This is a genomic window from Nocardiopsis ganjiahuensis DSM 45031 (assembly GCF_000341085.1).
Classification (GTDB): domain Bacteria; phylum Actinomycetota; class Actinomycetes; order Streptosporangiales; family Streptosporangiaceae; genus Nocardiopsis; species Nocardiopsis ganjiahuensis.
In genome coordinates, this window is record NZ_ANBA01000009.1 from 718224 (window position 1) to 732341 (window position 14118).

General features: G+C 70.8%; 9 protein-coding genes and 2 tRNA genes. 5 read left to right on the forward strand and 6 right to left on the reverse strand.

Annotated elements, in window-relative coordinates:
• Nucleotides 1–88: 88 nt before the first annotated feature.
• Both D458_RS0114285 and D458_RS0114290 read right to left on the reverse strand, forming a co-directional pair.
• Nucleotides 89–161: transfer RNA gene (locus D458_RS0114285), tRNA-Asn, on the reverse strand.
• A gap of 216 nt (nt 162–377) precedes the next feature.
• Nucleotides 378–450: transfer RNA gene (locus D458_RS0114290), tRNA-Asn, on the reverse strand.
• 292 nt (nt 451–742) lie between these two features.
• On the opposite strand from D458_RS0114290, the gene tnpB reads away from it, so the two are divergent.
• The 3 genes from tnpB (at nt 743) to D458_RS0114305 (ending at nt 3301) form a co-directional block, all read left to right on the forward strand.
• Complete coding sequence (gene tnpB, locus D458_RS0114295; RefSeq protein ID WP_239647958.1) at nt 743–2281, forward strand: IS607 family element RNA-guided endonuclease TnpB; 1539 nt, start codon at nt 743–745, stop codon at nt 2279–2281.
• Between the two features lie 121 nt (nt 2282–2402).
• Nucleotides 2403–2747 (forward strand): hypothetical protein, encoded by a 345-nt coding sequence (locus D458_RS0114300; protein WP_017587439.1) that lies wholly within the window; start codon nt 2403–2405, stop codon nt 2745–2747.
• 2 nt (nt 2748–2749) lie between these two features.
• Nucleotides 2750–3301, forward strand: a complete 552-nt coding sequence (locus D458_RS0114305) for a hypothetical protein (RefSeq protein WP_017587440.1) — start codon at nt 2750–2752, stop codon at nt 3299–3301.
• A gap of 110 nt (nt 3302–3411) precedes the next feature.
• Here D458_RS0114305 and D458_RS0114310 read toward each other — a convergent pair whose 3' ends face one another.
• From D458_RS0114310 to dnaG, 4 genes are all read right to left on the reverse strand, one after another.
• On the reverse strand, nt 3412–6324 hold the full coding sequence (locus tag D458_RS0114310; RefSeq protein WP_017587441.1) for an FAD-binding and (Fe-S)-binding domain-containing protein: 2913 nt from the start codon (nt 6322–6324) through the stop codon (nt 3412–3414).
• A gap of 174 nt (nt 6325–6498) precedes the next feature.
• On the reverse strand, nt 6499–7824 hold the full coding sequence (locus D458_RS0114315) for a glycoside hydrolase family 18 protein (RefSeq protein ID WP_026119299.1): 1326 nt from the start codon (nt 7822–7824) through the stop codon (nt 6499–6501).
• A 214-nt stretch (nt 7825–8038) separates the two neighbouring features.
• Nucleotides 8039–9124 (reverse strand): RNA polymerase sigma factor RpoD, encoded by a 1086-nt coding sequence (rpoD, locus tag D458_RS0114320; RefSeq protein ID WP_026119300.1) that lies wholly within the window; start codon nt 9122–9124, stop codon nt 8039–8041.
• 104 nt (nt 9125–9228) lie between these two features.
• Nucleotides 9229–11121 carry a DNA primase gene (gene dnaG / locus D458_RS0114325; protein WP_017587444.1) on the reverse strand — a complete coding sequence of 631 codons (1893 nt, stop codon included), beginning with the start codon at nt 11119–11121 and terminating at the stop codon, nt 9229–9231.
• Nucleotides 11122–11275: 154 nt separating this feature from the next.
• Between dnaG and D458_RS0114330 the strand changes: the two genes are divergently transcribed.
• Complete coding sequence (locus D458_RS0114330; protein ID WP_040702392.1) at nt 11276–12451, forward strand: hypothetical protein; 1176 nt, start codon at nt 11276–11278, stop codon at nt 12449–12451.
• The gene (locus D458_RS0114335) at nt 12448–14073 is read left to right on the forward strand and encodes a VWA domain-containing protein (RefSeq protein WP_017587446.1); all 1626 of its coding nucleotides are present in this window, start codon (nt 12448–12450) and stop codon (nt 14071–14073) included. The genes D458_RS0114330 and D458_RS0114335 overlap by 4 nt, the downstream gene beginning before the upstream one ends.
• The last annotated feature ends 45 nt before the right edge of the window (nt 14074–14118 follow it).

Here is a 14118-nt window from a genome sequence, read left to right on the forward strand (position 1 = left end):
CTCCCGGCCCGGCAGCGGGCGGGGGTCGCCCCTGTCCGTGCACACGACGAAGGCCCGCCGGATCTCTCCGACGGGCCTCCCCCTGCTGCTCCCGCGACTGGACTCGAACCAGTAACCTGCCGGTTAACAGCCGGCTGCTCTGCCGATTGAGCTACGCGGGATCGCGCGACTCCGGGGCCCTGCGGCCTCGGCGACAACACCAAGCCTAGCGCGTCCGCGAGGGTGCTCGCGACGTCTTTTTGTCCCGTACAGCCCAGCTCACACACTCCTGCGCCGGTACCGCGCCGGGTGGTTCACGACTCACGTCCTGATCGGCGCCCGGTCCCGTACACACGACGAAGGCCCGCCGGATCTCTCCGACGGGCCTCCCCCTGCTGCTCCCGCGACTGGACTCGAACCAGTAACCTGCCGGTTAACAGCCGGCTGCTCTGCCGATTGAGCTACGCGGGATCGCGCGACTCCGAGACCTCGCGGCCTCGGCGACATGAATAGACTAGCGCGCTCCGCGAGTGCTCGTGACCGGTGTCGGCTCGTGTGCTCCGCACCACGAGGGGGTTGTGAACTGTTCCATGGTCCATCAGCAGACATCGATTTCTATCAACAAAGATCATTGCGGAGTGAGACCAACGAGGACAGATAGCGTCCACGAGTCTGCCCGCACCCTCCCTGGAGATAAATCGAGGAGCTGGTGGATTCGCCGGACATGGGCCTACCCGGCCCGCTAGCGTTCACCCTCGAACAGGTGAGCGAGTCCCGCCGGAAGGGGGTGAACCCTGTGGTCGAGGCGGCCCGACAAAACGCCGAGCAGTATCCAAAGCGCGAGAAGAACAAGCTCAAGAAGCGTGGGTTCGAGCCCCGGCCCGGCCATGTGGTCCAAGCATTCGTGTACACCCTGGACCCGGGCGCTGGGACGGAGCAGAATCTGCGCTCACACTGCGGAGCTGCCCGAACGGCCTACAACTGGGCGCTCTCCCACGTGCTCGCGGTCTGGGATCAACGTGCGGCCGAGGCCTCCTACGACATTCCGGAAGAGGAACAAACCCCATGGCGTTCGTGGTCGCTTCCGGCACTGCGTCGGGCGTTCAACGCCACCAAACGGGAGGACCCCCGCTTCGCTGACTGGTGGTCGGAGAACTCCAAGGAGGCCTATAACACCGGGTTCGCCAACGCTTCGGCCGCTTTCGACAACTACGCCACGTCCAAACGGGGTGAGCGTCAGGGCCCCAAAGCGGGGGTGCCGCGCCGCAAGTCCAAGCACCGCTCCCGTCTGTCCTGCCGATTCACAACCGGGGCGATCCGGTGTGAGGAGGACCGCCGCCACATCAACTTGCCGGTGGTGGGCCGGATTCGCACCCACGAGTCCACCCGCAAACTCCACCGGAGGTTGGCCAACGGGTCGGCGCGGATCCTGTCCGCGACCTTCTCCCACCAGCGGGGCCGGTGGCAGGTGTCGTTCCAGGTCGAGATCGAACGCGCCATCCGTGCCCCGGCCCGCCCCGAGGGGGCGGTCGGGGTGGACCTGGGCATCAAGTCCTTGGCGGTGGTCTCTGACTCCGATGGTCAAGTGCGGCAGGTGGAGAATCCTCGCCACCTGGGCCGGGAGCTGAAGCGGCTACGCCGGGCCTCCCTGCGGGTGTCCAGGCGCCGGGGCCCGGACCGGCGTACCGGTCAGAGGCCCTCGAACCGGTGGGTCAGGGCCAACGAAAAGCGCAACAAGGTCCATCACCGGGTGGCGAACCTGCGCACCGACGCCCTGCACAAACTCACCACCGGCCTGGCTTGCGAGTACGGAACAGTGGTGGTCGAGGACCTGAACGTGTCCGGGATGCTGAAGAACCGACGCCTGGCCCGCCATATCGCCGACGCGGGATTCGGCCAGATCCGCCGTCAACTGGCCTACAAGACCGCCTGGTGGGGCGGTCGTATGATAGTCGCGGACCAGTGGTTCGCCTCTTCGAAAACCTGCTCGCAGTGCAAGGCAGTGAAAGCCAAGCTGCCACTGCACGTCCGGGTGTTCGACTGCGACGAATGCGATCTGGTCCTGGACCGGGACGTCAACGCCGCACGTAATCTCGCCGCCTTGGCGGCCAGCATGACCGGTACCGGAGTGGCTGGAGACCGGGGAGCACGAGCTCCGAAGGCCCGTGGAGCCGACCGTAGGACCCGCACCACCCGTCCCCGCCGTGCGGCGGGTACGGGGCGGGCAGGTGGCGCAAAACCGTGTGAGCGGACAGAAGCGGGACACCGTCCTCAAGACACCGAACAGCTTGGGCTGTGGTGAGACTGTGACGGACCTCCCAGGGGGAAACGCCCGGGATGTTGATAGTTGATGAGACTCAAAGCAACGGTAACGTCGGGGCACGGACCACGCCGACCGTCATCAAGGCCGTAAAGAGGGAGCTATGCGCTACCGGATCACGTTCGTCGCCGGACTCGCCATCGGATACGTGCTGGGAGCCAAGGCGGGCAGGGCCCGCTACGAACAGCTCGCCCGCACCGCCCGCAAGGTGGCCGACAGTCCCCTGGTCCAGGAGGTGGCCGGGGTCGTGGGTGCCCAGACCGGCAAGGCCGGCCGGGCCGTCTACGACAAGACCGTCGAGAAGATGCCCATCACCTCCGTGCGCGACTTCCTCGCGCGCCCCACCGAGGACGAGGCCGAGCTCGTCGAGTGGGAGACCGGTCTCGTCAACGGGTCCCGCCCCGAGCAGGACCCGCAGGAAGGGCGGCCCGAGGGCCGGGACCTCTGACGATGGCACTGTTCGGTCAGAACATCCCCGACCAGGTGCGCTCCCGGCTGGAGCGCGGCGAACGGGTGCTCACCCACGCACCCGTCGCCGCCCCGGCCGGGGGCGCCCCCGGGACCGGCTCCCCCTCGGCCGGGGGCGGCGCCGTCCTGGTCGCGACCACCCGCGCCCTGTACCTGCCCGACGGGCGCAGCGTGCTCTGGCAGGACATCGACCAGGCCCGGTGGAGCCCCGACGCGCTCACCTTCGTCGAGGAGGGCTTCGGCGAACACACCGTCCGGCTGCGCACCGAGCTGACCGGCGACCCGGTGGACTACCGCCGCATGGCCGAGACCGTCGCGGAGCGGGTCACCTCCACCATCCTGGTGAACCGCTTCGTGCCCTTCCCCGCCACCGGCTCCGCCACCGGTTTCCGGCTCGTGGCCCGGCGCGCGCCGCTGGGCAGCGAGATCGACTGGCGGGTGCACCTGGGCGAGGGCCTGGACCCGCAGGACCCCCGCCTGTCCGACTCCGTCTCCCGGGCTCTGGCACTGCTCCACGAACAGATGGGTGTGTGAGCGGGTTCCGAGCGGCACGGGGCCGGTGACGGAGCGGACGCCCCCGTTCCCGGGTCGGCCCGGGAACGGTCCGCCACACCGCTCCCGGGCCGCCCCTCCGCGGATGACCCTCAGGACCGCTTGTCCAGGCCCAGGGCGAGGACTTCGGCCAGATGCATCGCCTTGCGGCCCGCGCCCTGCTCGATCTGGGTGCGGCAGCTGTACCCGTCGGCGAGGACCAGGGTGTCGGGGTCCGCGGCGCGCACCCGGGGCAGCAGTTCGCGTTCGCCGATGGCCGAGGACACCTCGTAGTGCCCCTCGGTGAACCCGAAGTCGCCCGCCAGACCGCAGCAGCCCGAGTCCAGCACCTCGCCGTCGATCCCGGCCCGGGCGATCAGGTCCCGGTCGGCGTCGAAACCCGTCACCGCGTGCTGGTGGCAGTGCACCTGGGCCAGGGCCGAGGCGTCCACGCGCGGCGGCTGCCAGTCCGGGGCGTGTTCGTTGAGGAACCCGGCGAAGGTGTGCACCGCGGCGGCCACCCGCTTGCTCTCCTCCCCCGGCAGGAGCTCCACGAGGTCGTGCTTGAGCGCGGCCGTGCAGCTCGGCTCCAGGCCCACCACCGGCAGCCCCTGGGCCACCAGCGGCGCCAGGGCGGCCACCGCGCGGCGCATCACCGCGCGGGCCACGTCCAGCTGGCCCGTGGAGACCCACGTGAGCCCGCAGCAGACCTGTCCCTTGGGCAGCACCACGGAGAAGCCGGCGTCCTCCAGCACGCGGACGGCGGAGACGAGGACGTTCGGGTTGAGCAGGTTGCCGAACGTGTCCGGCCACAGCACCACCTTGGCCCCGCCCAGACGCCCCTCGCCCCGGTTCTGGCGGCGCCGGAAGGCCCGCGTGAACGTGGTGCGGGCGAAGGCCGGCAGGTCGCGCTGGGCGGCCACCCCGGCCATCCGCTTGGCCAGCGAGGACACCCCCGGCAGGCGGACCACCCGGTTGGCCTCCACCGGCGCCACCGCCGCCAGGCGGGCCAGGACCGGCAGCCAGCCCATCGAGTAGTGCGCCGCCGGGCGCACCCTCCCCTTGTAGTGCTGGTGCAGGAACTCGGCCTTGTAGGAGGCCATGTCAACGTTGACCGGGCAGTCGCTCAGGCAGCCCTTGCAGGACAGGCACAGGTCCAGTGACTCCCGGACCTCCTCCGACCGCCAGCCGTCGGTGATGACCTCGCCGTTGGCCATCTCGAACAGCAGGTGGGCGCGGCCGCGGGTGGAGTGCTTCTCCTCCTGGGTCACCTGGTAGCTGGGGCACATCACGCCCGGCCCGCTCTGCCGGCGGCACTTGCCCACGCCCGAGCAGCGGCGCAGCGCCTTGGCGAAGTCCCCGTCGTCCTCGCCGTAGGCCAGGGACGCCTGGGAGAGCAGCGGGAGCTCGGGGCGTACGTCGGTGGCGACGCGGATGTCGGAGTCCAGCGGGAGCGGGTCGACGATGATGCCCGGGTTCATCAGGTTGTCGGGGTCCCAGACCCGCTTGAACTCACCGAAGGCGCGGATGAGGCTCTCGGGGTACATGCGCGCGAGGAGCTCGGAGCGGGCCTGTCCGTCCCCGTGCTCTCCGGAGAGCGAACCCCCGTGCCGCACCACGATGTCGGCGGCCTCCTCCATGAAGGCCCGGTACGCGCGGCGTCCGCTCTCCCGGGTGAGCTCGAAGTCGATGCGCACGTGGATGCAGCCGTCGCCGAAGTGCCCGTAGACGACCCCGTAGCGGTCGTGGCGGGCCATGAGGTCCTCGAAGTCGCGCAGGTAGGCGCCGAGGTTCTCCGGCGGCACGGCGGCGTCCTCCCAGCCGGACCAGGCCTCGGCGCCCGTGGGGCTGCGGGAGGTGAGCCCGGCCCCCTCCTCCCGGATCCGCCAGAGCGCCTTCTGGTGGGCGGGGTCGGTGACCACGGCGGCGTCGCGCGGGCGGCTCTCCCCGGCCAGCGAGTCGATCATGGTCTGCGCCGCGGCGGCCGCCTCGTCCGCCGTCGGGCCGGCGATCTCCACCAGCAGCCAGGCGTGGCCGAGCGGCAGGGGGACCCTGGACTTGGAGCCGTGCCGGTCCAGGGCGGCGACGATGCGGTCGTTGAGGCCCTCGACGGTGAGCGGGGAGTGCTCCAGGATCCCGGGGACCGCGTCGGCGGCGGCCGGGGCGTCCTCGTAGCCCAGGACCGCCAGGGCGCGGGCGGGCGGCGACTCGACCAGGCGGACGGTGGCGCCCAGGACCATGGCGCAGGTGCCCTCGGTGCCCACCAGGGAGGCGGCGACGTCGCGTCCCTTCTCCGGGAGCAGCCGGTCGATGGCGTAGCCGGAGACACGGCGCCGGAAATCGGGCATGGCGGTGCGCATCTCGGAGCGGTGGGTCTCCACGAGGCGGCCCAGGGCGGCGTGGATCCGCCCTTCACGGCCGGGGCGGCCGGCCAGCTCCTCGAACTCCTCGGCGGTGTGCCCGGATCCGACGGTGACCCGGGTGCCGTCGGACAGGAGCAGGTCCAGGGAGACCACGTTGTCGGCGGTGGTGCCCCAGGCGACCGAGTGGGAGCCGCAGGCGTTGTTGCCGATCATGCCGCCGATCGTGCAGCGGCTGTGGGTGGAGGGGTCCGGGGCGAAGGTCAGCCCGTGTTCGGCGGTGGCGGCGCGCAGGTCGTCGAGGATGACCCCGGGCTGGACCGTGGCGGTGCGGGCCGCCGGGTCGATGTCGACGATGGTGCGCAGGTGGCGTGAGGTGTCGATGACCACGCCGGTGCCGATGGAGTTCCCGGCGATGGAGGTGCCGCCGCCGCGCGGGATGATCGGCACCCGGTGCGCGGCACAGGCGCGGACGGCGGCCACGCAGTCGTCGACGGTCTCGGGGATGACCACCGCGAGCGGGACGCGGCGGTAGTTGGAGGCGTCGGAGGTGTAGAGGGCGAGCGTGCCCGCGTCCAGAGCTACGGTGCCCTGAACGCCGTCCTCCAGGTCGCGGCGGAGTGCGGCGAGGTCCGGGCTTGCGGTGGTGCTGTGCGGGTCGGCCATGCCCACAGCGTGGCGCGGGCGGTGGCGGCCTGGCAACCACGGCACGCGGCCCCGGGGGCCGGTTTCCACCGGCCGGCCGCGGACCGGTTCCCGGGGCGGGCCGCGGTTCGGTCCGCGGGACGGCTGGGGTGTGCCGCGGGACGCGCCGCGGGCGGTGGCGGCCCGGGGCGTGGCTCAGTCCAGGGACTCGCGCATGGCCCGGACCAGTTCTCCGTCGGGGTCCATGTCCAGGTTCCAGACCATCATCCCGGCCAGACCGTTGTCCTTGACGTACCGGCCCTTGAGCTCGATCACCTCGGGGTTGTCGTAGGTCCACCACTCGTCGCCGTCGTAGATCCAGTAGGCGCCGGCCTCCTCGTCCAGGAAGCGGCGCCCGGCCATCTCCTCCAGCTGGTCGAAGGGCCGGGTGGGGCCGTCGTAGTCGTCGTCGGCGGGCCCCGAGGCCTCCTGGTAGCGTCCCTCGTTCCCGGCCGGGACGCCCTGCCAGCCGCGCCCGAAGGCCGGGACGCCCATCACGATCTGGTGGGGGTCGGCTCCCAGGTCCAGATAGCGATGGATCGCCTGGTCCACACTGTTGGCGTCCTCGTTGTAGCCGGGGACGTGGAGGTTGGAGTGGTGGGTGGTGCGTTCACTCCAGGGGCCCGAGAAGTCGTACCCCTGGACCGTGGCGAAGTCGACGTACTCGAAGACCTCCGCCTCGAAGGCCTCGGAGTGCTTCGCCCCGGCGGGCAGCGAGACGGACAGGACGTAGTCGTCCCCGGTCTCCCGGGAGAGCTCGTCCATCTGGCGGCGGAACTCGGCGACCAGCAGGGTGAAGTTGCGCGGGTCGTCGGGGTGTTCGACGTTGTCGGAGTTGCCCTCGCCGCCCGGCCACTCCCAGTCCAGGTCGATGCCGTCGAAGACCCCTGCGGCCGCGCCCTCCCCGCCCTGGGGCTCCTCGGCGCGGACCGGCAGGTCGCCGCGCAGCCACAGGTCCAGGCAGGAGGCGACGAAGGCCTCCCGGGACTCCTCGTCGCGGGCCGCGGTGGAGAAGTTCACCGACCAGTTCCAACCGCCGAGGGACAGGCTGGCGCCCAGGTCCGGGTACACCCCGCGGAGCTGGCGCAGCTGGTTCAGGCTGCCCGCCAGTTCCTGCTCGTACTCGTCGGCCTCGCCGCTGACGCTCTCGTCGGCGGCGTAGCGGCGCTGGTACAGCTCCCAGGGCTGGTCGTGGCTGCCCTCCGGGATGTGGCACAGCCCGTCCCGGTCGATGTCGCCGAAGGCCCACATGACCCTGGTGAGGTGCTCGGGGGCCCCGCTGTTGCGCAGTTCGTTGACGGTGTAGCCCCGGTTGGCCACGTTCCAGTCGGCGAAGTACCCGATGCGCTCGGGCTCTCGTTGGTTCATGAGCACGAAGGCCCCCACGAGTAGTGCGACTGCGACGGCGGCCGCGCCCAGTACCAGCAGCGGACGCCGCCCGAGGGGTGCCCTGTGTCTGGGTGGGGTCGGGTTGGCGTTCACACCTCGAAGGTAGGGGCACGGCGGGGTCGGGACGGGGTGTTCGTCCCATGTCGGCCAGAAGAGGCCGTTTCCGCAGGCCCGGGAACCCGCGCGCCGCCCCGGTCGTTGTAGGACGACGTCCCACACGCATCATGGGGGCGGTGGAAGGACCGGCCACCGTGCTCGGCCGACGTGCGGGGCACCAGCCGCTGCGCGGGGTCCGCGCCGCGCGGGTTCAGCCGCTGCGCAGGAAGTCCTTCAGGGTGCCCGCCCGTGAGGGATGGCGGAGCTTGGCGAGGGTCTTCGCCTCGATCTGGCGGATCCGTTCACGCGTCACCCCGAACTCCCTCCCCACTTCCTCCAGGGTGCGCGGGTGGCCGTCGACCAGGCCGAAGCGCAGTCGGATGATGCGCCGTTCGCGCTCGGAGAGGTCGCCCAGGATCACCCGCAGCTGTTCCTGCAGCAGGCTGAAGGCGGCCGCCTCGACCGGCACCACCGCGTCGGAGTCCTCTATGAAGTCACCGAAGTCGGACTCCTCCTCACCGATGGGCGCCTGCAGGGAGACCGGTTCGCGGGCGATGCGCTGGATCTCCAGGACCCGTTCCCCGCCGAACCCGGCCGCGGAGGAGATCTCGGCGACGCTGGGTTCGCGGCCGAGCTGCTGGTGGAGCTGGTGCTGGACCCGGACGAGCTTGTTGATCGTCTCGACCATGTGCACCGGGATGCGGATGGTGCGGGCCTGGTCGGCGATGGCCCGGGTGATCGCCTGGCGGATCCACCACGTGGCGTACGTGGAGAACTTGAAGCCCTTGGTGTAGTCGAACTTCTCGACCGCGCGGATCAGGCCGAGGTTGCCCTCCTGGATCAGGTCCAGGAACAGCAGGCCCCGCCCCATGTAGCGCTTGGCGATCGACACGACCAGGCGCAGGTTGGACTCGATGAGGCGCCGTTTGGCGCGCCTGCCCTCCTCCACGAGGTCGGCCAGGTCGTCGGCCGTGCAGAACCCCGGTTCGGGTTCGCGGCACTGCGCGTACAGGCCCACCTCGACGGCCTTGGCCAGGTCCACCTCCTCCTGCGCGGTGAGCAGCCGGACCCGGCCGATCTCGCGCAGGTACATGCGGACCAGGTCGGAGCCGGAGCGGCGGCCGGGGTCGGCGGCGGGGGCCGCTTCCTCGGTCTCGGCCACGTCGACCCCGGCGCGGGCGAGATCGGTGATGGTCCGGTCCAGGGAGCCGGGGGGCGCGTCCAGGCGGTCCAACGCCGACGCGACCTCCCCACGACTAACCGTTCCCCGGCCCGAGCCGGGTAGTAGTCGGACCACCTGACGAATAGGTGGTATTTCGTTGGTCACAACGGTGGGAGCCACCACTACATTGTGCCCGCACCCCTACCTCGATAGGGAGAACTACTATTGTCACCCTCGTGCTACATACCGCCGGAGTCGGACTCCTGGAGGGCGCGTTTCTGCTGGCCGAGCTGCATGAGCTCGACGAAGATCCGATTGTATTCCTCCGGCTGAGCGATCTGGTCGATCCGGTGCAGCTCGGATTTGAGGTTTGACTCGCGCCGATTGATGGAATGAGTCCTGATTGTGCTCAGCATTTGTTGGGCGAAATGCTCGTCAAGTTCTCCATAGAACTCGATCTCCTCTACACCCAGGCGCGTGACGAAATCGCGTTGAGCGTCATTCGGCGCCGCGTCACGCAGGGTGAGCGCCCAGCTCTCCGGGTCGGTCACGTTCGCGATCCCGCCCTGCGCGCGGATGAGCTGGAGCACGGCGCGGTGCTGCGGAACGGTGAAGTCCTCGTCGGTGAGGGTGTCGAAGCCCCGGGCCAGGTTCGGGTGCTTGACCGCGACCTTGAGCGCCTGGCGCTCCCGCTGGACCGAGGGGTCGCGCAGGTCGTAGGGGGCGGACTGGGCGTCCGGTGTGGGCGCCGGCCGGTCCTGGGGCCGGTCCGCCGCCCTCGTCGTGCCCTGCGACCCGCCGCGGCGCATGTGCTGGCGGACGCGGCGCAGCACGAACGACTCGTCCATGAGCCCGAGCCAGCGGTCGAGGTTCTTGCCGTAGTCCAGGCGGACGCCCTCGTCACGGATGCTGGCCACCACGGGCGCGGCTGCGTCCAGGGCGGCGATGCGCCCCTCGGCGCTGGACAGGTCGTAGCCCTCGATGATGTTGCGGATCATGAACTTGTACAGCGGTGTGGCGCCCTCGACCAGGTCGACCACGGCCTGCGGGCCCTGCTGGAGCCGCAGGTCGCAGGGGTCGAGCCCGTCCGGTTGGACGGCGACCAGGGTCTCGGAGGTGAATCCGTGCTCCTCGGCGAAGGCGCGCACTGCGGCCTTCTGCCCGGCCTTGTCGCCGTCGAAGGTGAACACGACCTTGCTGCCCTGGTTGGAGCGGCCCAGCAGCATCCGGCGCAGGATCTTGAGGTGGTCCTCACCGAACGACGTTCCGCAGGTGGCGACGGCCGTGGTCACCCCGGCCTCGTGGCAGGCCATGACGTCGGTGTACCCCTCGACGATGACCGCCTTGCCCTGCCGGGAGATCTCCCGTTTGGCCAGGTCCAGTCCGTAGAGCAGGCGCCCCTTGTGGAAGATGGGACTTTCGGGGGAGTTGAGGTACTTGGGTCCGTCCTCCGCCGGATCGAGCTTGCGCGCGCCGAACCCGACGACCTCGCCGGTGACCTCGCGCACCGGCCAGAGCAGCCGGTTCCGGAACCGGTCGTAGGCGCCGCGCCGCCCCTGGCTGGCCAGTCCGCCCTCGATGATCTCGGCGTCGGTGAAACCCTTGCGGCGCAGGTGGTCGGTGAGGTTCTGCCAGCCCGCGGGCGCGAAACCCATCCCGAACTGCTCGGCGTGGACCCGGCTGAAGCCCCGCTCGCTCAGGAACCGGCGCCCGGTGACCGCCTCGGGGGACAGGAGCTGTTCGGAGTAGAACTCGGCCGCGGCCCTGTGCGCGTCCAGCAGGCGCTGCCGCTTGCCCTCGTCCCTGCGGGAGGTGCTGCGCCCGCCCTCCTCGTACCGGAGCACGATCCCGGTCTGCCGCGCCAGCGACTCGACCGCCTCGGTGAAGCTGAGGCTGTCGATCTGCTGCACGAAGGAGATGACGTCCCCGCCCTCCCCGCAGCCGAAGCAGTAGTACAAGTTCTTGGCGGGGGTGACGTTGAAGGAGGGGGACTTCTCGTCGTGGAAGGGGCACAGCCCCTTGAGCGAGCCTCCGCCTGCGTTGCGCAGCTGGAGGTACTCGCCGATCACGTCAGCGATGGGGGTGCGCTCGCGCACGAGGGCGATGTCTTCGTCTTTGATCCGGCCTGCCACGGTTTCCAGCGTAGTTCGCCCCGAGGGCCTTCCGGCCACCGTCCACAGGCCGGGCTTCCCCTCGGAGACACCTGCCGGACACCTGAGCGTCGGCTGCGAGCTGGGGCCGGGTGCCACCGTGGAGGATCATTTCCTGCCCAGGAGGTCCTTTCCGGTGCGAGATCGCCCCCTGTCTCACGAATCCGGCCGAAGATGGGTCCTGCTGCTCGGCGTGACCGTGATCATCGCCCTGCTCGCGGTGCTCGGCGTCGTCGTGGTGAACCGGTTCGGCGGGGCCGGGGAGCCGGTGGCGGTCGAGGGGATCGTGGGCTCGGAGAAGGTGGCGCTCTTCGAGGACGAACGGGTCCGGGCGCGGTTCGCCGAACTGGGGTTCGACGTGCGGGTGCGGCCGCGCGGTTCACGGCTGCTGGCCGAGGGCGCCGACGAGGCGGACTTCGTCTCCCCCGGTTCGGCGTCCGCCTCCGAGCACGTGCGCGAGCTCCACGGGGTCACCACTGAGTACCAGCCGTTCAGCACGCCCATGGTGCTGCTCAGCCACGGGCCCGTGGCGGAGGCGCTGGAAGGGGCCGAGGTCGCCTCCCGGAAGGAGGACGGCACGTGGTCCTTCGACCTGGCCGCCTACCTGGACCTGGCCGGGGAACGGACCCGCTGGCGGGACCTGCCCGGTAATTCGGTGAGCTCCGGCAACCGCAACGAGGTACTGGTCCGCACCACCGACCCGCGTACCTCGAACTCGGCCGCGATGTACGTGGTGGTCCTGTCCTACCTGCTCAACGACGAGGAGGTCGTGCCGCCCGGCGACGTGGACGGAGAGCTGTCCGCGACCCTGTCCCGGCTGTTCCTGGCCCAGGGGCAGCCGCCCGAGTCCTCCCAGCAGCCCTTCGAGCAGTACCGGGACCTGGGCGCCGGGCACACCCCGCTGCTGTGGGCCTACGAGTCGCAGTACGTGTACGCGGCGGTGGCGGGTCCGCCGCCGCCCGAGGACGCCGTGCTGATGTATCCGGAGCCGACCGTGTACTCCACGCACACGGTGGTGCCGTTCACCGATACCGGGGACGAGGTGGGTCGCCTGCTCACCGAGGACCCCGAGCTCCGTGACCTGATCGCCGAGCACGGTTACCGCACCGACGACACCGCCCACTTCCGCGACCTGGTCGACGAACACGGCCTGCCCGTGCGCGTCCAGGTCGACGACGTGGTGCACTCCCCCACCTACGAGGCCCTGGAGGCTCTCCTGAACGACATCGAGGGTTCCTACGAGAGCACGGGCATGGCTCCGCCCGTCGAGGAGGACGGCCGGACCGGGCGTCGGGGCGGGGGCCGGGAATGAGGGTCCGTGCGTGGGGTGCCGCCCTGGCGGTCCTGGTGCTGGCCTCTGCGTGCACCGCCGAGGGCGGGGGCGGCGTCTTCGGCGGGGACCGCACGCTGCGGGTACTGGCCGGGAGCGAACTCGCCGACATGGAGGAGGTGCTGGCCGCCTCCGCGGAGCGGACCGGGGTGCGGCTGGAACTGGAGTACACCGGCACCCTGGACGGGACCGAGCGGATCGCCGCCGCGGGGGACGCAGGTGTGGCGTCCGAGGGCGGGGAGCCCTTCGACGCGGTCTGGTTCCCCTCCAACCGCTACCTGCACCTGGTGGACCAGGAGCGTTCCCTCGTGGACGCCGAGACCTCCGTGATGGTGTCCCCGGTGGTGTTCGGTGTGGTCGAGTCGCGCGCCGAGGAGCTCGGCTGGACCGACGACGACCTGGTGCGCGGCGTGACCTGGGGGGACGTGGCCGAGGCGGTGTCCGAGGAGGGTCTGACCTACGGGATGTCCAACCCGGCGGCGTCCAACTCGGGGTTCTCCGCGCTGATCGGGGCGGCCTCGGCGATGGCCGACACGGGCGCGGCTCTGGAGGCCGGTGACGTGGAGCGGGTCGGCCCGGAGCTGGCGGAGTTCTTCTCCGGGCAGGAGATGACGGCGGGTTCGTCCGGCTGGCTGATGGAGGAGTTCGCCCGCCGCCAGGAGCGCGGGGGCGCCGCCGTGGACGGCGTGGTCAACTACGAGTCGGTACTGATGTCGCACGCCGCCTCGGGTGAGGGCCGACCGCTGGCCCTGGTGTACCCCGAGGACGGTGTGGTGACCGCCGACTACCCGTTGACGCTGTTGGCGGGCGCCTCGGACGAGGCCGCGGCGGACTACGAGGAGGTGGTGGCGGACCTGCTGGGCGCCGAGGCGCAGAGCGACATCGTCGAGCGCACCTTCCGGCGCCCGGTCTCCGCCGAGGTGGCCGCCGAGGACTTCCCGGACCTGGTGGAACTGCCGTTCCCGGCACGGCGCGAGGTGGTGGACGACCTGGTCGCCGCCTACTTCGCCGAACTGCGCCGCCCCTCGCGCACGGTGTACGTGCTGGACGTGTCGGGGTCCATGGAGGGGCAGAGGATCGGGGACCTGCGGACGGCGCTGGTGGCGCTGACCGGTGCCGACGAGGGGTCCCTGTCCGAGCGGGCACAGCTCTTCCAGGACCGTGAGGAGGTGACCCTGCTGCCGTTCTCCACCGAGCCCTGGGAGCCGAGCACGTTCGTCCTGGAGCCGGGTTCCTCCGATGGGGCCCGGGCCGACCTGGCCGCCGAGGTGGCGGCGCTGGAGGCCGGAGGGGAGACCGCCGCCTACGACGCCGTGGCCGAGGCGTTCTCGCTGTTGGCGAAGGGCGGGGGCGACGACCACCTGATGTCGGTGGTGCTGATGACCGACGGCGAGGTCAACCAGGGCGCCGGCCTGGACGAGCTGGTGGGCGAGATGGCCGACCTGCCGTCGGAGGTGGCGTCGGTGCCGGTGTACCCGGTGCTGTTCGGGGAGGGCAACGGCGAGGAGATGGAGACCCTGGCCCTGGTGTCGGGCGGGCGGGTCTTCGACGCCCGGCAGATGGAACTGGAGCGGATCTTCCGGGAGATCCGCGGCTACCAGTGAGCCGGCCCCCAGCGCGCCCCTCTCAGAGATGATCCTGCCACCAGG

Excerpts from the sequence above, each read along its gene's own strand:
- D458_RS0114300 (WP_017587439.1), top strand. The coding sequence starts at position 2,403 with ATGCGCTACCGGATCACGTTCGTCGCCGGACTCGCCATCGGATACGTG.
- D458_RS0114305 (WP_017587440.1), top strand. The coding sequence starts at position 2,750 with ATGGCACTGTTCGGTCAGAACATCCCCGACCAGGTGCGCTCCCGGCTG.
- D458_RS0114310 (WP_017587441.1), bottom strand. The coding sequence starts at position 6,324 with ATGGCCGACCCGCACAGCACCACCGCAAGCCCGGACCTCGCCGCACTC.
- D458_RS0114335 (WP_017587446.1), top strand. The coding sequence starts at position 12,448 with ATGAGGGTCCGTGCGTGGGGTGCCGCCCTGGCGGTCCTGGTGCTGGCC.